Below are 20,598 nucleotides of genomic sequence, written 5' to 3'. Positions count from 1 at the left end.
TATTCTTATACCTCCAGTTACTCGTCCCCGAGAAGACGAGGGAGGTGGATTAGAAATTCAGTTCCACCTCCTGAGCGACCTCTGCAACTGATGCTCCCTTTCAGCTCATTAATAAGGTTATTTACGATGGTTAATCCTAAACCCGAGTGGTTGTTGCCTTTGGTGCTATCTACCGGTGTGAACAGTTTTGCCATGATTTCCGGGGGGATACCGGGACCAGTGTCCCCAATACTCAATTCAACGTACTCACGCCCTCCGATGTTGATATGGTCGTGGGTTCTGATGGAGAGCTCTCCGCCATCCTGCATGGCCTCGACCGCATTTTTGATCAGGTTGGTCACTACCTGTTTCAGGGCCGCCCGGCTGGTCTGAATGGGCGGCAGATTTTTGTCCAGATCCAGTTGTGCACTGATCTTGTGGGTCTGGAAATAGGAGTCTCCGAACAGGGAAACCAGGTCATTAATAACGCCATTGACGTCCACTGAGTGGGCGGCGGCATTCTTGGAGTCGTCTATGTCCCGTAACCGCAGCGCAATGTCTCCAACCCGCTGTATCTCTTCCGTGACAATTTTCAGTTGATCGGAAATGGCCGGATCGTCGCTGAATTTGACCGACAGGACGTGCAGATAATTATTGATAATACCCAGGGGATTGTTGATCTCATGGACAATGCTTCTTGCTTCGCGCTGGTGCCATTGACGGGTATTTTCCAGCAGTTCTCCGGTGCGTTGCTCAATGTTCCGTCGGGTATCGATAGTCCGGGCGACGGTGCCGGCGAACACAGGCAGAAACTCCTGCTGGTGCGAAGACAGCTCGAACTCTGATTCATGGCAACCCGCCACAATCACACCCAAGCGGTTTGCTTCGCTGATCAGGGGAATACAGAGCAGGCCGTCCCTGTCCAGTGCACGGGCCAGTTGTTGATCAATCAGGGCTACCGGGTTGGCGTCTGCCGCACTCACCGGCATCTGGATCTCTCCGGTAATCAGCGCCTGCGCGACCCGGCTCCGCCCCTCCTGTATGGGGAGGGTGAACTCCATCATCTGGGCGTGGCTGACTGACGGAGCCGCTACTGCCTGCAGGTGCTGATTATCCCCATCTGCCAGGAATAACAGGGTGTGATCCATGCCGAACAGGATATGCAGCTCCATAAGAACGGCGTTGAGGAACTCCTGCAGTTCCTGCTCTTTTCCCGGTTCCAGGTTGATACCGCTGAGCAGGGCAAACTCACGCACCCGGCGGGCCAGTTCCAGTCGCACCTCCTCGGTTTCAACCTGGACTTCGATCTGTCCTGCTCCATCCCGGTTCAGTTCGATGCCAAGACCGTCGGCACTCTTCTGCACCTGTTTTTCGATATCTTTTTGCAGATGATCTATTACCGACGGTGTCAGACCAAACAGCAGGTCTGCTTCTTTATAGAGTGTGTCCCGGTCTTCACTGGGATCAGACAATTTATGGATGAAGTTGATCAGGCGTACCAGGCGTGGCGATTCCAGCAGCCGTTCAGCCGGTTCATTCTGGTACAGCAGGGCATCACTGATAAAGGACTTCAGCTCCCACTCCCGCATCACCAGGGCACCGACTTCGTGATAGGCGGCTCCGAACTGTTCCCGCTCCAGCTCCGCCAGTGCGCTATCGCCAGAGGTGTTCAGCAGTAACTTGCTGTAATCCTCGGGGTGATTGCTCAGAAAGACCAGCTGTCCGAGTCGGTGCAGCAAACCGGCCAGATAGGCCTCATCCGGGAACTGGTAGCCAGTCAGGGCAGCGAGGGATTTTGCCGCATGGGCACACCAGAGCGATTTGTACCAGACTGCACCGAGGCTTTTCCCGGTCTGTATATTGAACTGGGAGAAAAACTGCTGTACCGCAGCCTCGACCGCGATGGTTTTGACATTGTTCAACCCCAGTACCACCAGGAGATGCTCGAAGTCCCGGTCTTCGTTCCATTGTGCATAGGCGGGGGAGTTGCAAATAGCGGTGATTCTGGCGGTCAGTCCGCTATCCTGCTGAATAATATTCGCCAGTGTATGAAAACTGACATCGACTTGATAGCAGGCTTCGATTAATCTGAGTAGTACCTGCGGGACAGAAGGGAGCCTTCCCAGGTTGAGATTTTCGATAGATAGCGGCGTTGCCTTTTTCATGGCGTTACATCCTGCACCAATTATCAATCATAAGTCAATGAGATAAAAAGAAATTCCATACGATTTCTGGATAAATGAAAACCAAATTAGCAACCATTTGTGGCACGCTTGGCAGAAGTGATAGCGTGGAAGTTCCAAAACGTGAACCGGTTAACACAATGGTTGTGATCGCCAGCGGAAAAGGTGGTGTCGGCAAAAGTACCCTGTCCGCCAATCTGGGCATAGCCCTGGGCCAGATGAACCAGCAGGTCTGCCTGTTTGATGCGGATACCAATCTGGCCAATATCAATATTCTGTTCGGTATCAATCCGCGCCAGACGCTGCGCGAATATCTGAGTGGCGAGCGGCGTATTGAGGAGATCCTGTTATCGGTTTCGGAACGGCTTAACATCGTGCCCGCGGCCAGTGGTATTGCGGAGTTTCTGGAGTTGTCATCGCAACAGCAGGAGCGCCTGCTGGATGGCCTGCGCCACATTGAACAGCAGAATGATGTGATCCTGGTTGATTCCGCGGCCGGTGTTGGATCGGGACAGCTGGGCTTTTTCCTCGCCGCTGTCTGTCCGGTGCTGGTTATAACGCCCGAGCCCACTTCGCTCACAGACGCCTTTTCGTTCCTGAAAATGGCCAAGCGCTACGGATTCAGTGGTACCGTCTATGTGGTAATCAATCAGGCCACCGATCTGCACGCCGCCAGAAGTGCCTTTAAACGGTTCAGAAAAGCGACCGAGAAGTATCTGCAACTACCGGTGGGATACCTGGGGTATGTATTACAGGATCAGCAGGTCCAGCTTTCAGTCAGTAAGCAGCAACCGGTACTGCTTGGCAAGCCGGAGTGCCTGGCCAGCCGCTGTATCCGGGTGATCGCCGAACGCTTGATACGGCTGTTGCAGAACCAGCGGGGTGGTGCCGAGACATTCAGCCACTACCTGAAGGAGATGAATCAACCCTTTGGGATTGCCCTGCCGCAAGTGGCTGAAGACGCTTCGGCACAGCTAACAACGACGCAGGTGGCGGCTTGGCAGGCGCAGGTGCTGGAGCGGCTGGGCGAGCTGGACCAAGGCGAGTCAAAGGCGTTTATCCGGCGTGCGGTGAGCGAATGGATGACCCGCTACGATGCCGATGAAGCCGCGCTGTTTGATGACCGGGAATCTCCCCAGTTGCAGGTGCCAAATGATCAGCATGGGTCGGCCGGCTCTGCCGAAACGCTGCACAACAGCGGGCAGGAGCGGCCACAGCGACACCAATTCAAAGAGGCGCTGGCCGGGAGTCCGTATACGGCCGCCGCGCAGTTTGCTGAACTGTTGGCCCGCATCGAGGCAAAATAACCGGGCGCTGGTCGACATGCGTGCTGGCGGCCAGCAGGTGGATCATCACCATAATCAGGCCGACGATGGTGATTGATCGCCATCTGTCGGTTCAACGGCCCGGGCGGATGGCTCCAAAACCGGACGGTAGTGAGTATTGCAAGGGTAATGAGATGCGTGGAATTGAGTTATGAAGACATACACCTGCCAATGCGGCTCGCGCCTGCATTTTGAAAACTCCCTCTGTGTCAGCTGCGGACATGAGCTGGGGTTTCTGCCGGACAGGCGTACACTCTCCGCACTGGAACCGGCCGGGGAAGGGCTTTGGCGGGCCACGGCTGACGGGGCGCTCTATCGGAAGTGTCGCAACTATACCGAGCACCACGTCTGCAACTGGATGGTGCCGGAAGCGGATAACCATGCGTACTGCTTCTCCTGCCGGCTTTCGGAAATCATTCCCGACCTGGGTAATCCCAACAATCTTAAGCTCTGGGGTTTGATTGAGCAGGCCAAACGGCGCCTGCTGTACAGCCTGATGTGGCTGGAGCTGCCCATTGTCAACCGGGAGCAGAATCCCCAGTTTGGTCTCGCTTTTCACCTGATGGAGGATCAGGGCTATTCCGAGTTTGCACAGGAACAAGTCCCACAGAATCAGGTGTTTACCGGGCACACAAACGGTGTTATTACGCTCAACATTGCCGAGGCGGACCCGGTTGCCCGTGAATTGACCCGGGCCCACATGGGGGAGAGCTATCGCACCCTGCTGGGCCATTTTCGCCATGAGTCGGGGCACTACTACTGGGATGTTTTAGTGAAAAACTCGCCCCGGATCGAGGCGTTCCGGCAGCTGTTTGGGGACGAGCGTATCGGCTATTCCGATGTGATGCAGGGCTATTACATGAACGGCCCGGTGGCGAACTGGCAGACCAACTGGATCAGCGGCTACGCCAGCGCCCACTCCTGGGAGGACTGGGCGGAGACCTGGGCACACTATCTGCATATGATCGACAGCATGGAGACGGCCCGGGATTACGGTTTTGATCTGGGTGATAAAACGCTCCATGTGGCGAACCGACAACAGTTCCATGCGGAGTACCTCTCCTCGATCTCCATCAATGAGCTGGTGAATGAGTGGAGTAATTTTACCGTCGCCCTGAATGACGTGAACCGCAGCATGGGGCTGCCGGATGCCTATCCCTTTGTGCTGACGGACGTGATTATTGAAAAGCTGGCGTTTGTGCATGACGTGGTGATCAACAAGGGCCAGTAACCGTCCGGTACATCGGTCAGCGGGGTGGGGGCCTATTCCCAATCAAACTTCGGCAGATCGGTAAATGCCCGTTTCAGCCCGTCATTCCACGATTTCTGCAGCGATTTGTAATAGGGGGAGGCCAGTTTCAGAGAGAGTTGTCGGGGCTCCTCCAGGCTGTCGCGGGTATACATGGCCAGTTCAAAGGGAGGGCCGACCGAGATGTTACTGCGCATGGTGGAGTCCAGTGATACCAGTGCACAGCGGGCTGCATTGTTCAGTGAGGACTCTACGGTGATCACCCGGTCCAGTATGGGCTTGCCATATTTGTTCTCGCCGATCTGCAGATAGGGGGTGTCGGTGGAAGCGGCAATGTAGTTCCCTTCCGGGTAGATCAGGTAGATGCCGTGCTCCTTTCCCGACAGCTGTCCACCCAGGATGAAGCTGGCTGCGGCACTGCCGCCGCCCTTCTCCAGGGCCGGACCGTGGTGCTGCTGCTCTTTCAGACTCAGATCGCCGATATAGTCCGCCACGTCGAACAGGTGCTTGGCTTTCAGCAGATTGAATTCGGCATCCGGATCGTCCAGGTCACGCTGGATAGCGTTCACCACCGCCTGGGTAGTCGCCAGGTTGCCTGCGGAGAGCAGCACGATAACGCGGTCCCCGGGCCAGCAGAATCGGTGCATTTTTGAACAGGTACGAATGTAATCCACACCGGCATTACTGCGCGAGTCGGACGCAAACACAATGCCGTCGTTGACACAGATTGCAATACAGTAGGTCATTCCATAGGCTCCAGGGATAAGTCAGGACCGGGCTGGAATAGTACCAGATTGTTGGCTGATACCCATGGGAATTTACTTGGCGATCCCGTTGGAAGTACGCTATTGTGAGTAAAGGCAAACAACAGATAGCAGAGACCGTATGACTATTCGTTGGGGCAGCTACAGGGTCAAGGGGTTCTACGACGAACTGATGCGCGTAACCGGGAAGCCACGCCCGGCGGCGGCAGGGCTTTGCCAGTATCTGCGGGATCTGTCGGACCGGGAGATTGAAGAGTACAAATCCGCCGCCGACATGGCCATCAGTCTGATGGGCATTACCTTCACTGTCTATAGCGAGGAAGAGGGATCCATCGATCGGGCCTGGCCATTCGATATTATTCCCCGGGTTATCGCGAAGTCCGAATGGTTGCAGGTGGAAGCCGGCCTCAAACAGCGGGTCCGGGCCCTTAACTGTTTCATCGACGACATCTACCACGACCAGCAAATTGTCAAAGAGGGGCTGTTTCCCGCCGGTCTGCTGGAAAACTCGGTCAATTTTCGTAAGCAGTGTATCGGAGTCAATCCGCCGGGCGGTATCTGGGCCCACATCTGCGGCTCGGATCTGGTCCGGGATAAAGATGGCACAATCTATGTGCTGGAAGACAATCTGCGTGTCCCTTCCGGTGTCTCCTACATGCTGGAAAACCGTCAGGTGATGAAACGGGTCTTCCCGGACCTGTTTGAAAATCAGAATATCCTGCCGGTGGATGATTACCCCTCCAAGCTTTACGACATGCTTGCCGCCCTGTCGCCCCGGCAGATCGAACAGCCGGAGATCGTGGTTCTGACGCCGGGCATCTATAACTCCGCCTATTTTGAACACTCCTACCTGGCCCAGCAGATGGGTGCCGAGTTGGTGGAGGGGAGTGACCTGATGGTGGAGCAGGATGATTGCGTCTATATGCGCACGGTGGAAGGGTTGTCCCGGGTGGATGTGATCTACCGGCGTGTCGACGACCTGTTCCTGGATCCGGAAGTGTTCCATCCCGACTCCTACCTGGGGGTACCGGGGCTGATGCGGGCCTGGAAAGCGGGCAATGTCGCGCTGGCCAATGCGCCCGGAGCAGGTGTTGCCGACGACAAGGTGGTGTACGCTTTTGTACCGGAATTTATCCGCTACTACCTGAACGAGGAGCCACTGATGGGTAACGTGCCGACCTACAAGTGTGTGGATCGGGAGGATCGTGAATATGTGCTGGAGCATATCGCGGAACTGGTGGTGAAGCCGGCCAATGAGTCGGGCGGTTACGGCATGCTGATCGGCCCCCATGCTACGGTCAAAGAGCGGGAGCAGTTCAAGAAGTTGATCCGCAAGGATTCGCGCAACTATATCGCCCAGCCCATGCTGACTCTGTCCACAGCACCCACCCTGGTCAAGAACCGGGCGGAACCCCGGCACCTCGATTTGCGGCCGTTTATTCTCAGTTCGCCCAACGACATCTATGTCACCACCGGCGGGTTGACTCGGGTCGCGATGCGTAAGGGTTCCATCGTTGTGAACTCATCCCAGGGCGGCGGTAGCAAGGACACCTGGATCGTGGACGACGAGGGAAGCTGACATGCTGTCACGGGTGGCGGAAAATATCTACTGGATGGCCCGCTATGTGGAACGTGCGGAAAATACTGCGCGTCTGATCATGGTCAATACCAACCTGTTGCTGGATCTGCCCAAGGGACTGCAGCCGGGTTGGCAGCCGATTATGGAGATCCTCGGCACCGAGGAGTATTTTCTGGAACACTACGATGAGGTCAATGAGCGTACCGTCCTCAAGTTTCTGATTGCCGATCCCAAGAGTCCCTGCTCAATCATCCAGTCACTGCAGATGGCCCGGGAGAATGCCCGGACTATCCGCGACATCATTCCCCGGGAGGGGTGGGAGCAGATCAACGACCTCTACCTGATGGCTAAGAGCAACGCCGTCAGTGGCTATTCGAAGCGGGGTCGTTACGATTATCTCAAGCGTATCGTTCAGGGCACCCAGACCATGACCGGTCTGCTGGCCGGTACCATGCTGCATGATGTGGGTTACGAGATCCTGCGCATGGGACGCAATCTGGAACGGGCTGAGATGACCACCCGCATAATCGATGTGCGCTCGGCCAACCTGCTGGAGGAGCACGAGGGCCTGAGCCCGTTTGATAATATCCAGTGGATGAGCGTGCTCAAATCCCTCTCGGCTTATCAGATGTATCGCCGCACTATCCAGGTGCGGGTCCGGCGGCGGGATGTGCTCAAGTTCCTGCTCAAGGATAAGCAGTTTCCCCGCTCTTTTTTCCACTGTCTGCTGCAGGTGAAGAGTTGTCTGCAGGGGCTGCCGCGCAATGAGGATGCCATTACACTGCTTAACGAGGTTGGCAAAAAGGTGTTGCGTGCCGACCAGGCGATTCTGCAGCAGGATGAACTGCACCAGTTTATCGATGAACTCCAGGTTGGTATGGCGGAACTCCACCAGTCCATCACCCAGACCTACTTCCAGTAGTCCCTATCGCGCTCTAACGTAGCAGAAGTACCGGCACGGAGGCGTTGCGTATCACGTTGGTGGTGGTGCTGCCGACCAGAAAGCGGCGGATCACCGAATGGCCATAGGCGCCCATCACCAGCAGGTCGATGTTGTGGTTGGCCCGGTAGTCACACAGTACCCGTTCCACCTCTCCGTCCAGAATTTCGGCTTCAGTCTGGAAGCCGGCTCCCTCAAGGGTGGTGCTGGCCCAATCGAGCTGGGCCTGTGCCGAATCACTCGCTGTTCCCACCATCACCAGATGGCAGGGCAGTCCCTTAAACAGCGGGCTGTCGGCCACCATCTCCACACCCTTGCGGGTAGTGGGACTGCCGTCAAAGGCGATCATGAACCGTTGCGGGGCTTTGAAGCTGGCGGTGGTAATAAGGATCGGGCGGTGCAGGGTACGCACCACGTTCTCCAGGCGGCTGCCGATATGCTGGCTCAGGTGGTCATCATGTTTGCCCATGATCAGCAGCCGGATATCGGACTCCATCTCGATCAGTGTCTCCACCAGGTTACCGTGGCGCTGCCGGCTGCCCGGTGTTGCCATGCCCTGGGAGATGGCCCGCTCCCGGGCCGCCTCCAGCACCAGTTTGCCCTGTTTCAGCGCCAGTTTGCCCCGCTGTTCATCCAGTGCCGCCAGTTCATCCAGCAGGGCTTCCCGGCTGCCCAGGCCGATGTTACCGCTGAGATTGGTCTCGGTCGGGTACTCTGATTTGTCCAGCACATGAAGGAATTCCAATGGGGCATCAATCCGCAGGCTGGCCCACACGGCGTAGTCACAAACAGCCGGTGAGATATTGGTGCCGTCAATACAGGCGATCACTTGGGTCATCGGAGTACTCCTTGATCAATGGTTCATCAGCTTTTCAACGGCGGTCGGATCGTCGTGCACGGCGAATCGGTCAACCACGGTGGCACTCGCTTCATTGAGTCCGGTCAGCTCCACCTCGGTCCCTTCGCGGCGGAACTTGAGCACTACCTTGTCCAGTGCCGCGACCGCAGTGATGTCCCAGAAGTGCGCCTGGTGCAGGTCGATGACTACTTTATCCACCACTTCCTTGAAGTCAAAGAACTCGACAAACTTTTCCGCCGAGGCGAAGAACACCTGGCCCACTACCTGGTAAGTACGCAGCGTACCATCCTCGCTCAGTTGTGACCGTACATGCTTGAACTGGGCCACTTTGTTGGCGAAGAACATAGCCGCCAGCAGTACCCCGACAAACACGCCATAGGCGAGGTTATGGGTGAGCACCACCACCAGTACCGTGGTGGTCATGACAATATTGGTGCTGAGCGGGTGTTTCTTCAGATTGCGCAGAGAGTCCCAGCTGAAGGTGCCGATGGAGACCATGATCATCACCGCCACCAGTGCTGCCATCGGGATGTGTGCCACCCAGTCCCCCAGGAATACCACCAGCAGCAACAGCGCCACGCCGGCGGTCAAGGTGGACAGCCGGGTGCGGCCACCCGATCTTACATTGATCACCGACTGGCCGATCATGGCGCAACCGGCCATGCCGCCCAACAGGCCGGAGGTGATATTGGCCACACCCTGGCCTTTACACTCGCGGTTTTTGTTGCTGCCGGTATCGGTCAGGTCGTCAATGATGGTGGCGGTCATCAGGGACTCCAGCAGTCCCACTACCGCCAGCGAGGCGGAATAGGGAAGGATAATGGTCAGGGTTTCCAGGGTCAGTGGCACGTCCGGCCAGAGAAAAACCGGCAGGGTATCCGGTAACTGGCCCATGTCTCCCACGGTGCGAATATCCAGATCCAGGCCAATAGCCACGGCGGTCAGCACCACAATGGTCACCAGGGGTGAGGGGATGGCACGGGTGAGGTAGGGGAACAGATAGATGATGCCAAGCCCGCCGGCGGTCATGGCGTAGACATGCCAGGTGACGTTGGTCAACTCCGGCAACTGGGCGATGAAGATCAGGATCGCCAGGGCGTTGACGAAACCGGTCACCACCGAGCGGGAGACAAAGCGCATCAGGGAGCCCAGCCGGAGATAACCGGCGAGGATCTGCAGCAGGCCGGTGAGCAGGGTTGCTGCCAGCAGGTACTCCAGACCATGCTCCCGCACCAGGGTGACCATCACCAGCGCCATGGCACCGGTGGCGGCGGAGATCATGCCGGGTCGTCCGCCCACAAAGGCGGTCACCACCGCGATACAGAACGAGGCGTAGAGGCCCACTTTAGGATCGACCCCAGCAATGATGGAGAAGGCGATCGCCTCGGGAATCAGGGCCAGCGCTACCACCAGACCCGCCAACAGGTCACCGCGGATGTTACTGAGCCAGCTATTTCTGAATGTCACAACCATAAACAACTTCCAAAATCCTGTGTCAATGAATCCCTTTGGCGGCGTTCTGACAGGCCGCCTGGTCTGACGCTATGGCCAAATTACGGGGTGCAGGCAGCGCCAGCCCATGGGCATCATGGGGCGCTGGAGTATCGGCTGGTTTTTAAATCAACTGGAGAGGGAGTGGGTGAGCACACCACCCATGGGTGGTGATGATCTTAGCGTGATCCCGCGTTCGTGAACCGATTTTTGATCCTGCAGACTGCTTTGTTTAACTGTAAAACGGGCGCGATGCTACCACAGTTGAGGGTGTGGCGGCCAGATCGGCAAGCTCCATCAGACGCTATAGTTACCTGTAACCCGCCGTTTACAGGCCAACTTCGGGTGGATACAGGGCAAAAACCGGGCTGGCCGGGTCGGCGGGCATCACTCCCAGGGAGGTCAGAAAATGTGTGCAGCAACTGATAGTGCAGGATACGCAGTTTCGGGTAGATCCATGGCGGGGTGGGGCTTGGCCGTTTTCATGCTCACCACCCTGACTGGCTGCTTCCATACAACGCCAACCAGCACCACAGCAACCATCCCCAACTGCAGCGGCGCGGGATGCTGCTGTAACTCACCCATAGAACACTACAATCCAAGCGCCGGCCGTTGGCCCGATTGCGCGACCGGCTTTACCTGCAAAGGTATGCGTCCCGGTGGCGTAATCCATCCCGCCGGTTTCCGAGTGGACGTCAATGTCTGCCAGACCAACGGCGCACCCTTAACGGCTCCGCTGATGATCAAGCCGGGGGAGCCGTCTTACTGCCGGACCGATCTGTAGCTGTTGGGTACCGTATCAGGTGACTTAATCGGGTATGGTGATTCTGGGCAGGAAGGGAAAAGGGTCGCTGGTTAGCGACCCTTGTGATATGTGGAGGGTGCTCCAACCCGATCAGAGAAATGATTTTTTCCCTAGATTTTCCGGCACCGGAGGTCGGTTGTCTCCGAAACGGTGCTCAAATTGAACCCGGGCATCATCCCTTCGGGGATCAGGATTCTTCCCGTCCTTGCCGTTGTAGAGCTGGGTGCCTTGGTTCAGGCTGATCTTGACCCCGGCATCGACCGCATCCCGTTTCTTATCGAAGTGGCGGTTGCTGTGGGCCGCACCGCCTTTGTTGACGTCCCAGCCGTTCGCGGCGTGGGGCACAAGACGTGGTGATCCTGGTTTGTTTGGCGTCATTGCCGCCGGTCTACTGGGTTCCTGTTGAAATCAGTTGCGTCGCCAGTTCCAACGCATCCACCGGCCAGAAACACTCGGGGCGTGGTCGATGGACGCCGGGATGTCCGGCTTTTGGGCGGCAGTTCAGAACCTGGTCGACCCATTGGGCGGGTATGGCGTCCAGGCCGTACACCGCGCCCAAAAGCGCACCGCAAATGGCCGCATTGGTATCGGTGTCACCACCCCGCATCACCGTATCGACGACGCCCGCTTCAAAGCTCGGGGCATTAAGCAGTTGCCACAGGGCGTTGCGAAACGCGGTCAATACCCAGCCCTGTTGCTGGACGTAGTCGGCGGGAGGTGCGGCGGCAGCTTTAGTAATGGCGTGCATCAGGATCGGGTCAACGGCCAGGTCGGCAGCCCACTGATTGATATTTTGGTAGAGCGTGTCAGCCTCACAGCCGGATGTAATGGCATGCGCAATCGCCATGGCGAAAAGAGCGTTTGCCTGCAGACAGACCAGATTGGGGTGCGTCAGCCCGGCGTCCTGCATGGCCCAGTCACTGACTTTCTCCAGCGGGTGGTTGGCTCCCAAGATGCCGAGGGGGCTGATCCGCATCATGGCTCCATTGGCCTCGCTATCTACGTTTGGACACCCCCGAAGACCATCGGAGATGGTCAGGCCGCAGTCAAAGGGATTGGAGTCGAGCCAGAATTGGTAGGCCTGAAGCGCAGCATCAGGGTCATAGGTTCCACGCTCTGTCAGCATCCGGGCCAACAGCAGCGCCATTTCCGAATCATCGGTCGGCTGACCGGCAAGGGTATTCCAGGTGCCACCATCGGCCAGTTCCCGAACACCTTTCGGATAACGATGTTTAATCTCCTCCGGTGTCTGGAACTCCACCAGGCTGCCGAGCGCATCTCCGGCAAGTTGACCCAGAAGACAGCCCTGGGCGCGCTTAAGCCGCATAGGTCACCCCAGGAACCTGTAAGCGTTGTTCCCGGACTTCCTTTACTGTTGCTGCCGGGGCAACGGCGGCAAATCGAATTTCAAGGTTCTGGATCACAATGGTCTTGTTCACCCTATCGCCCATGGTGAGTAGCTGGAACTGTTCTTGCTCGGCGACCAACGCTACAGGTCGATATCCAAGGGCGGGTTCGTCTTTCATCTGGTAATAATGTCGGAAACCACGTGGCGAATGTAACGCATGGATAGTGGCCGGCAATATAACACTTGATAACCCCGATGCAACTTGCCTTTGAATAGCGTTTGGGTAGACGAACGAGGGTGGCCATGACCAATCCCATCCATCCTGAATGTGGAGGCGGGACGGTTCATAGTAGTGGAGCTTTAATTACAGGCAAGAAAAAAGGGTCGCTGGTTAGCGACCCTTGTGGTGGCGGGGACTACCGAAAAGTATTTGTAACCAACCGTTAGTTAAGGGTAATCTCTTTTTATTCATGCGCAGTTGCCCCCAATGTTGCCCCCGTGTCCAATAGGTCGCCGCTGGTTGTTTAAGCCATCTTACATCTAATCATCTAGCGATTCCCCCAGCAGGTTCAGCCGTTCCGCTATCCCAGCCAATGAAAGCTGCACGAAGGCATCGTGCTGGGTGGTCAGCCGCTCGAAAGTGTTCCAGTGCATCCCCTTGGGCTTCCAACCGTTACCGTTGAGGAAACCCGGCTCCCACCCCAGCTTGTCGCGGATTCGATCCGCCCGCCGTGCTGCACGCTCATCCCAGGTTTCCCCCTGGCTGGTGTATGAAAGATTATAGCAGTGACGACATGCAAAAATGTTGGAGCCAAGATAGAGAATAGCGGCACGGCGGTTGCAGCCTTGTGCAGGGCATAAAAACCAAGGGCGTTTCCCACCTATATTGCACTTGGTCCAAGTTAAGCCGATTGGATAGTGCATTGATATCCATTTTTCATTCTCTCGGCAATATCGATAATCCAGAATAACGCGGTCTGGCTCAGCAGATAATTTGATTGTGCCATTTACTATTCCATTTCGGCTCCAATTTATAGTGCACGATCGCCCGGGGAGTAGCAGATCATGCCGCTTTAAATATCGAACATCCAGCCATCGATAATCCTCAATTGTGGCTTTTTGCTCAGTGTACCAGCGCCGTCCGCTACCCATACCGCCCATGTTCACCTCCAGAATTTTTTACCGAAATCATTTGGGAAATCCACCTTTTTGTTTCGGCCCTTGCGGGCCGTGGTTAGTTGTTGTTGGCCTGCTGTGGACTTGGTAAAAAACGTTCGCAATAGTGCCGGTCCGTGTCCCACAATCCGGAGATAGCTTCCGGCTCTCCTTTGGCGCAGTGGCCAAGGTGCGGATGGTCGATCCGCTCGAAGTGGATGCAATCGCTGCAGCGGACGGAGCAGGGACGCGGTATCGGCTTGTCGGCCGTACGGTTCCAGCACCAGGGGCAGCCCAGTACTTCGCCGGAGAACCATGACCAGATCGGGCCGCAGTGCTGGCAGTTGGCTTGCTCGGTGTAGTGGTCGGGGCGTTTGCCCTGCTTCATCTCCCTGCGTTGCACCAGTGAGTGGGCGAAGGTGGCCATGGTTTCGACGCTGATTGTACCGGCGTGCCAGTCCTCGATGTCTTCCGGTGCCAGTGCTTCCTTCACCTCAGTGGGTGTGATGTCGAGTCCCCGGCAAGCATCGGACAGGGACTCCAGCAGCTTGGAGCTTTGCTGTTCTGAATTCCTATACGCAGAATTCGCAATATCCGCACAATTCCCCAGTTCAGCGGTTTTTTGCGCATTCTGCGAATTGTGCGTATAGGGTGCTTCGGTCGAAGAAGTTACCCCGAGGATTTCGCGCCAGCTCATTGCCAACCCCTCGCTATCTCCGGTCGCACCCGCACCATGGGCGAAGGAGGACGGCCGGGTCCGTCACGGGGCGGTTCAATTACCTCCAGATAGCCCCGTTCTCCCAACGCCTCCAAGGCATCGCGCAACATGGCGACGCGTGGGAAGGTACCGCGCAGGGCGTTGAAGGCTTGGCGCACGGTGAATCGGTCCAGTCGGCCCCGCTCGATCCAGCTCCACACCAGCCGGGCGGCGGCAATGGTGGGATCGGCCCCCATCATGTTCAGTGCCGCCAGGCTGTGGCGGGTGATGACGGCCATGATCTCCAGGGCAGCGGTCATGGTATCGGCGGTGATGTCTGCCTCCCATGGCGCACCATGGGCGTGCTTGATGCCGTGTAGCACCCCGGCCAGGCGTGCTGCCGCGCCCGGCGCCTTGTCCGCCCAGTCGGTGAAGTGCTCCAGCTCCCGACCCGGTTGCATCTGTACCTCGATAGCCTGGGCAAAGTTGAACCACTCTGCGTAGGCGTCATTGCTCAGACGCAGCAAGTGGGGATATTTGTCGCCGTGTTCATCGGTGGCGAGTTCCCAGTCCAGCATGGCGCGGAGTCCGGTGGTGTAGGCGTCCCGCACGCCTTCTGGTACGGGATGGGATTGCAACGCTCGGTATCCCAGTGGAGACGGTGGCAGCAGATAGAGAAACCGCCCCAGCAGCACCCGGCCCCGGAATCCCGGCTTGGTGGCCAGGCCCCGCAAAACATCCGGTTGGGGGCTCAGACCGATACTCAGTCGTGGGCTTTGAAGGAAGACCGGTGGGCGGCTGCCCCGGTCCACTCGTTCAGCATCGCCGCTATGGGCCTTCAGTACCAAGTCCAGATTAGGGATGCCATTGGAGTAGCGGCCTTGCAGCAGGTCAAAAACGCCGCCCTCGGACGACAGCCAGGCCATGCACTCGCCCTGTTCGGCCAGCATTGCCCCCAGACGCTCCGGGGTGGCATCTGAAGTCCATATCTGCGGTTGCATGGGAACCTCAGGTAGTTCGGCCTCAATGTCGGCGGCCTCCCGCGCCAGCTCTTCCGCCTTACTGTTGTTCTTCTCCTTGGCGGCCTTGCTGCGCTTCTCCTTGGCGCGAGCCTCCAAGGTCTTGCGCTCGCTGGAGATGCGTTTGATCTCCGGCTCTATGATCGTGGCTTGATCACGCTCCCAGGCCACGAGTGGCGCGGTGGCGGCGGCCTGCACTGCACTCTTTCGGTTGCCAGGGGGCAGGGCAGCTACTACCCACAGGTTACAATGTTCGAAGTAGCCAGGCGTCACCGCGACCCGCAGACGACGAGCAGCAGCGGTAGCGCAGGCGATCAGGATCATCCCGGCGGCCAGCTCCGGTGGGGTCTCAGTAGTGGCAGCGATGGCGCGGGCATAGTCTCCAGCCCAGCTGGGCAGGTGTACGAGATCGAGATGCGGCAGGTTGGGCGCATCTAAGGACACCAGCTCCGGCCAATCCTCTGGCGGTGGCGCGGCGGACTTCAGCAGATCGGCATTCATACTTCACCTCCTGCTAGCCATACGGCCAGGTCGTTGAAGTCAGTCAACTGCTCCGGAGCACCCTTCGGCCACTGGGGCAGCGCCAGGAGCGCCCCCGATGCGATGGCGGCGAACTTTGCCTTGGTGGCTCCGGGATTGCCAGCGGTCAGCCGGTCATCGTCACCCGCAATCACCAACTCGGCGGATGGCCAACGGCAGCGGGCAGCGACGGCCACCGGTGCCAAATTTCCAGCATCGATAGCAGCCAGCACCAGGGCGGCAGGTTCATCCTCGGCCAGGGTGCAGCCGGTGGCCCAGCCCTCGCAGATGATGACGCGGGTGGGATTTTCCATGTCTCCCGCCACGGGGATGAAACAGCCCTGCTTGCGTCCACCTGCGAGCAACAGCTTGCCACCATCGGGGGCGATGAATTGCAGGCTGGTCAGTTTGTCGCTGAAGTCCAATATTGAAAGCATCAGCGCGCCCTTGTGAAGCCTTGCGCCGTGCGGCTGGATGCGCTTGCGGATCAGATAGGGGTGGTCGCCGGGGGCGGATGTTGCCGCATTCCAGATCGCGGCGGCCCGGTTTGCGGCATCGGCCTGCTGGACGCAACGTTGTATCTCGGCCTGCTTTTTGGCCTCTTCTACCCGACGGGCGAAGGCAGCCCGTTCGGCCTGCGAATAGGGCTTGTCGCGTTTCGCCTGCCAGTTCTCGGTAAAGCCCGACGACCAGTCGCCGAAACAACCGCCTATGCCATCATCAAAGAGCTTGCACCAACCGGCGGTGTTGCCGTAGCGTTTACCCGTACCGGGGAAGCGGTGCAACTTGCCGAGCTTTATTACATCCGGCGGCTCCAGGCCAGCAGCGCGGATTGCATCACGAAAGCTGGAGATGGCATCAATCATCACGCGCCCCTCCCCAGTGAATGAGCCAGTCCGCCACCGCTACTGGGAGCAGGCCCCACAGTGCCAGGGTAACGATTGCTGCTTTGCTGCAGGCGGCAAGGCCGGTAGAATGACAGGTGTGTTTAGAACTCTTAGGGGTCGTCTGGTTGCAGCCAGCACGGCCTTTTCTGTTTGTGGTCATTGCCTTGATTCCCAATTAATCCGCAACCTTGCGGCTAGCTTCAATCTGCTGGTTCACCCAGTCATCCACTTCAGCCTCGATCCAGCCGACGGCACGACTACCTAGGGAGATGGGCTTGGGGAAGCTGCCTTCCGATATGCGTAGATAGATGGTTGATCGGGAAAGGCCGGTGCGGGCCTTGACCTTGGGAAGACGTAGTATCGAATAAGTCATAACGGGGCCTCTTGGGTGTAGTTTGAAGTGCATCGGACTTGAAACTAACGGGCCCAACTGTCATTAACGGCTAATTGACAGTAGTTTGTTTTACAGCGGGGTATATTCGAGTGTTTTTTTGTTGGTGATTTGTTGAGTTAATAGAATAAAAATCTTGTGACGTTTCCTCAAAAATCTGGTTTGAAGTCCTTCACAGCTCTATAGAAGGTGGATTCACTGATATCGAAGCGTTCTAAGGCATCGAGCATTATGCATTTTTTAGAATCTGATGAGTGATAGCCCCGTCGAAAGATGTAACGGGCAACCTCTTCGTAAGAGACTTTTTTTGAGGCGTCTCGTGGTTTAGACGAACGTTCACGACTGAGCGCGCTATTCACTCCCTTCGAGGCATATTCGCTGAAACCGCCTTTAAGATAGTTGTGAAGTGCCTCGAACGCTTCGTCAAGCGCGACTATTTTGTTCAAGTGCTGGTATGGGATTGGTGCAGATTTAATGACGTTATCTGATGGTTGATCTACCAAGCTGGTAACGCCAACATTAGCGATATAATTTGCTCTAGCTCTTCTCCAGTTAAATAACATTTCTAGTGCATAGTCTGGGTCCAGGTCCCGTACATTGTGTAATGCCCTCGATACCTGGTCGGCTAGAATCCTTGGAAATCTCCTTTGTGAAATTTTTTCAGAATTATTCGGCTGGCTGGTGGTTTTGGTGCTTTCGGATGGCTGTTTATTTGTGAAATTATCCATTCGCTCGGGCAACTTTAAATGCATGGGATCACAAGTGTATCAGTTCTTGAATGAAACCAAACTACGCAGCCATAAAGCCTCGTTGTGCCTCAGAATAGATGGCTACGTTTTACCGCTGGCTAAAAGAATTAACACTTTATACCGTAATTTTATTCCCTATGCTCCAGAATAAAGTTAGTATATCCGCAGTACATCCGAAAACCTACTCTTTTGTGAGGTTACTTATGGCTGAAACTAAATCGACAACCTTGACTGTCCGCGTGCACCCGGAAGTAAAGGAGGGGCTACGGTCAGTGGCTGATAAGGAGCGGCGTAGTCTTGCCAATATGATCGAGGTAATGATCCGGGACTATTGCGAGCGAAGTGGTGTTCAGATATATGAAGAAAAAAGTAATTAAATAACAAGGACATAAATAAAGAATGAACGGCGAAACCCACAGCCAACTGGCCAACTTTATCTGGGGTATCTGCAATCTGCTGCGCGGCCCCTACAAGCGCAATGAATACCGCAAGGTCATCCTGCCGCTCACCGTTTTGCGCCGCTTTGAATGCCTGCTGGAGCCCACACGGCAGGCGGCTCTGGAAGAGTTCAAGTCGCTAAAGACCAAGCCAGAGCGTGTGCAGCAAGCGCGTCTGCAGCAGGTTACGGGGCATCGCTTCTACAACCTGTCGCGGATGCAGTTGACCCTGCCAGCGGAAGGTATCCACTCCCTGCTGGATGATCCCAACAACCTCGCGCCCAACCTGAATAGCTATATCAATGGCTTCTCGCCCAACGTGCGCGCCATCATGGAGAAGTTCAAATTCAGCGAGCAGATCGCCCACATGGGCGAGAAGAACATCCTGTTCGAGGTGGTGAAGGCGTTCTGCAAAGTTGATCTGTCTTTTCCTGGCCTGCAGCCGGATGAAGCCAATATTCATATGGGCTATGTGTTCGAAGAACTGATCCGGATTGGCGCGGAACAGTCGAACGAAGAGGCCGGGGAGCACTTCACCCCCCGCGAGGTGATCAAGTTGATGGTCAATCTGCTGTTGGCCCCGGAGGATGATCTCAACGAAGGCGACAAGGTGAAGACCATTTATGATCCTGCCTGCGGAACGGGGGGCATGCTTTCGGTGGCGGAAGCCTACATCCGTCAGCTTAATAGCCAGGCTCGGCCACTTCTCTACGGCCAGGACTGGAACGACGAGGCCTGGGCGGTCTGCAAGGCAGACATGCTGATCAAGGGCGAGGATGCCGACAACATCATCCAGGGCGATACCTTTACCAAAGATGGCTTCAGACCTGGCAATGCGGAAGGCCGTCCGGACCAGTTCGACTACATGCTGGCCAATCCCCCGTTTGGCGTGGAGTGGAAGCAGCAAAAGAAATACATCGAACAGGAGGCCGATACGCTCGGCTATGCCGGACGCTTCGGAGCGGGTACGCCGCGCATCAACGACGGTGCGCTGCTGTTCCTGCAACACATGATTTCCAAGATGCGGCCCGTGGATAAGGAGGGTAGCCGCATCGGTATCGTTTTCAACGGCTCACCCCTGTTTACCGGTGACGCGGGCAGTGGCGAGAGCGAGATCCGCCGCTGGATCATCGAAAACGACTGGCTGGAGGCCATCGTCGCCCTGCCGGAGCAGCTTTTCTACAACACCGGCATCGCCACCTACATCTGGGTGGTGACCAACCGCAAGGCTAAGGAACGCAAGGGCAAGATGCAGCTCATCGATGCCCGCAACTTCTGGGTACAGATGGAGAAATCCCTCGGCAACAAGCGTCGCCGTATCGGTGACCCAGATGACCCAAACCACCCCCGCGACCCCGGCCATATCGCCGACATCACCCGCGTCTATGAGAACTTCAACGATGGAGAAAGCCGATGGGTTGTGTTCGACAAAGACAATAAGGTATTGGGGATCGGTGAGAAGGAACCAGAGATCGATGAATCAAACGGACAAAAGAAAAAACACCTGATCGTCAGCAAGCTCTTCGACAACGAAGACTTCGGTTATCACAAGATCACCGTCGAGCGCCCACTGCGCCTGAACTTCCAGGCAACTGAAGAACGCATTGCCCGGCTGGAGGAGCAGACCGCCTTCAAGAACATCGCCAGCAGCAAGAAGAAAAACGAAACCATTCGCCAGCAGGAGATTGAAGTGGGTAAGGCACGGCAACAGACCATCCGCGATCTGTTGGCGGCCTTTGCCGAACAGCATGGCGAGACCCTGTTCAAGGACCGTAAACAGTTTCTCATCGCCCTGCGAGAGATCGACCGGGCGCGGGGCGTCAAGCTCTCCGCACCGGAGCTGAAGGCCGTGCTAGCTGCACTGGGAGAGCGTGACGAAACCGCCGAAATCTGCCGGGACAGAAAAGGGGAGCCAGAGCCGGATGCCGGCCTGCGCGATACCGAGACCGTACCGCTGAAGGAGAGCATCGAGGAGTACTTCGAGCGCGAGGTGCTGCCCCATGTGCCCGATGCCTGGATCGACCACAGCAAGACCAAGGTGGGCTACGAGATACCCCTCAATCGCCACTTCTACCGTTACGAGCCGCCGCGTGAGCTGGATGTGATCGAAGCCGAGATCAAGGGGCTTGAAGGGGAGATTCTGGAATTGCTCAAGGAGGTGACGGCGTGAATCACCAGCAAAACCTCTGCCGGCCCTATGCGGGCAATCTGGCCGGGCGGCC

At 56.8% G+C, this 20,598-nt stretch carries 18 protein-coding genes; 5 read left to right on the top strand and 13 right to left on the bottom strand.

What is annotated here, in order from left to right; all coding sequences use genetic code 11:
- Positions 1-17 precede the first annotated feature (17 nt).
- Entirely contained in the window at positions 18-2,144 is a 2,127-nt protein-coding gene (locus AAY24_RS05590; RefSeq protein WP_046858846.1) for an HDOD domain-containing protein, read from the bottom strand.
- A gap of 158 nt (positions 2,145-2,302) precedes the next feature.
- Between AAY24_RS05590 and AAY24_RS18435 the strand changes: the two genes are divergently transcribed.
- Together AAY24_RS18435 and AAY24_RS05580 are read left to right on the top strand one after the other, a co-directional pair.
- Entirely contained in the window at positions 2,303-3,469 is a 1,167-nt protein-coding gene (locus AAY24_RS18435; RefSeq protein WP_052761086.1) for a P-loop NTPase, read from the top strand.
- Between the two features lie 169 nt (positions 3,470-3,638).
- Complete coding sequence (locus tag AAY24_RS05580) at positions 3,639-4,718, top strand: zinc-binding metallopeptidase family protein (RefSeq protein ID WP_046858845.1); 1,080 nt, start codon at positions 3,639-3,641, stop codon at positions 4,716-4,718.
- A gap of 32 nt (positions 4,719-4,750) precedes the next feature.
- Here the strand turns inward: AAY24_RS05580 and AAY24_RS05575 are convergent, their stop codons facing one another.
- Positions 4,751-5,482: a proteasome-type protease gene (locus AAY24_RS05575; RefSeq protein ID WP_046858844.1), complete on the bottom strand. Its 732-nt coding sequence runs from the start codon at positions 5,480-5,482 to the stop codon at positions 4,751-4,753.
- A gap of 139 nt (positions 5,483-5,621) precedes the next feature.
- Here AAY24_RS05575 and AAY24_RS05570 point away from each other — a divergent pair, with 139 nt between their 5' ends.
- Positions 5,622-7,079: a circularly permuted type 2 ATP-grasp protein gene (locus tag AAY24_RS05570; protein ID WP_046858843.1), complete on the top strand. Its 1,458-nt coding sequence runs from the start codon at positions 5,622-5,624 to the stop codon at positions 7,077-7,079.
- Position 7,080: 1 nt separating this feature from the next.
- On the top strand, positions 7,081-8,001 hold the full coding sequence (locus tag AAY24_RS05565; RefSeq protein WP_046858842.1) for an alpha-E domain-containing protein: 921 nt from the start codon (positions 7,081-7,083) through the stop codon (positions 7,999-8,001).
- 13 nt (positions 8,002-8,014) lie between these two features.
- Here the strand turns inward: AAY24_RS05565 and AAY24_RS05560 are convergent, their stop codons facing one another.
- The 11 genes from AAY24_RS05560 to AAY24_RS19125 all read right to left on the bottom strand — a co-directional run bounded on the left by AAY24_RS05560 (position 8,015) and on the right by AAY24_RS19125 (position 17,918).
- Positions 8,015-8,857 (bottom strand): universal stress protein, encoded by an 843-nt coding sequence (locus AAY24_RS05560; protein WP_046858841.1) that lies wholly within the window; start codon positions 8,855-8,857, stop codon positions 8,015-8,017.
- 15 nt (positions 8,858-8,872) lie between these two features.
- A complete protein-coding gene (locus AAY24_RS05555; protein ID WP_046858840.1) occupies positions 8,873-10,351 on the bottom strand; it encodes a SulP family inorganic anion transporter in 1,479 nt (492 codons plus the stop codon).
- A 913-nt stretch (positions 10,352-11,264) separates the two neighbouring features.
- Entirely contained in the window at positions 11,265-11,519 is a 255-nt protein-coding gene (locus tag AAY24_RS18745; RefSeq protein ID WP_063370447.1) for a DUF2188 domain-containing protein, read from the bottom strand.
- Positions 11,520-11,562: 43 nt separating this feature from the next.
- A complete protein-coding gene (locus AAY24_RS05540; protein WP_046858838.1) occupies positions 11,563-12,501 on the bottom strand; it encodes an ADP-ribosylglycohydrolase family protein in 939 nt (312 codons plus the stop codon).
- On the bottom strand, positions 12,491-12,700 hold the full coding sequence (locus AAY24_RS05535; protein WP_046858837.1) for a hypothetical protein: 210 nt from the start codon (positions 12,698-12,700) through the stop codon (positions 12,491-12,493). The genes AAY24_RS05540 and AAY24_RS05535 overlap by 11 nt, the downstream gene beginning before the upstream one ends.
- 362 nt (positions 12,701-13,062) lie before the next feature.
- Positions 13,063-13,683, bottom strand: coding sequence for a hypothetical protein (locus tag AAY24_RS05530; RefSeq protein WP_046858836.1), 621 nt, complete (start codon positions 13,681-13,683; stop codon positions 13,063-13,065).
- A gap of 73 nt (positions 13,684-13,756) precedes the next feature.
- Positions 13,757-14,374, bottom strand: coding sequence for a hypothetical protein (locus tag AAY24_RS05525; RefSeq protein ID WP_046858835.1), 618 nt, complete (start codon positions 14,372-14,374; stop codon positions 13,757-13,759).
- Complete coding sequence (locus AAY24_RS05520; RefSeq protein ID WP_046858834.1) at positions 14,371-15,894, bottom strand: YfjI family protein; 1,524 nt, start codon at positions 15,892-15,894, stop codon at positions 14,371-14,373. The genes AAY24_RS05525 and AAY24_RS05520 overlap by 4 nt, the downstream gene beginning before the upstream one ends.
- The gene (locus AAY24_RS05515) at positions 15,891-16,778 is read right to left on the bottom strand and encodes a toprim domain-containing protein (RefSeq protein ID WP_046858833.1); all 888 of its coding nucleotides are present in this window, start codon (positions 16,776-16,778) and stop codon (positions 15,891-15,893) included. Before AAY24_RS05515 ends, AAY24_RS05520 begins: the two co-directional genes overlap by 4 nt.
- Positions 16,779-16,974: 196 nt before the next feature.
- Positions 16,975-17,172, bottom strand: coding sequence for a helix-turn-helix transcriptional regulator (locus tag AAY24_RS05510; RefSeq protein ID WP_046858832.1), 198 nt, complete (start codon positions 17,170-17,172; stop codon positions 16,975-16,977).
- 167 nt (positions 17,173-17,339) lie between these two features.
- A complete protein-coding gene (locus AAY24_RS19125; RefSeq protein ID WP_199930503.1) occupies positions 17,340-17,918 on the bottom strand; it encodes a hypothetical protein in 579 nt (192 codons plus the stop codon).
- A 420-nt stretch (positions 17,919-18,338) separates the two neighbouring features.
- Between AAY24_RS19125 and AAY24_RS05500 the strand changes: the two genes are divergently transcribed.
- Positions 18,339-20,546, top strand: coding sequence for a type I restriction-modification system subunit M (locus tag AAY24_RS05500; protein WP_046858830.1), 2,208 nt, complete (start codon positions 18,339-18,341; stop codon positions 20,544-20,546).
- The last annotated feature ends 52 nt before the right edge of the window (positions 20,547-20,598 follow it).

Source organism: Sedimenticola thiotaurini (assembly GCF_001007875.1).
GTDB classification, from domain to species: Bacteria; Pseudomonadota; Gammaproteobacteria; order Chromatiales; family Chromatiaceae; genus Sedimenticola; species Sedimenticola thiotaurini.
Note: the sequence above shows the minus strand (reverse complement) of the source record. Positions and strands in the feature narration are given on the sequence as shown.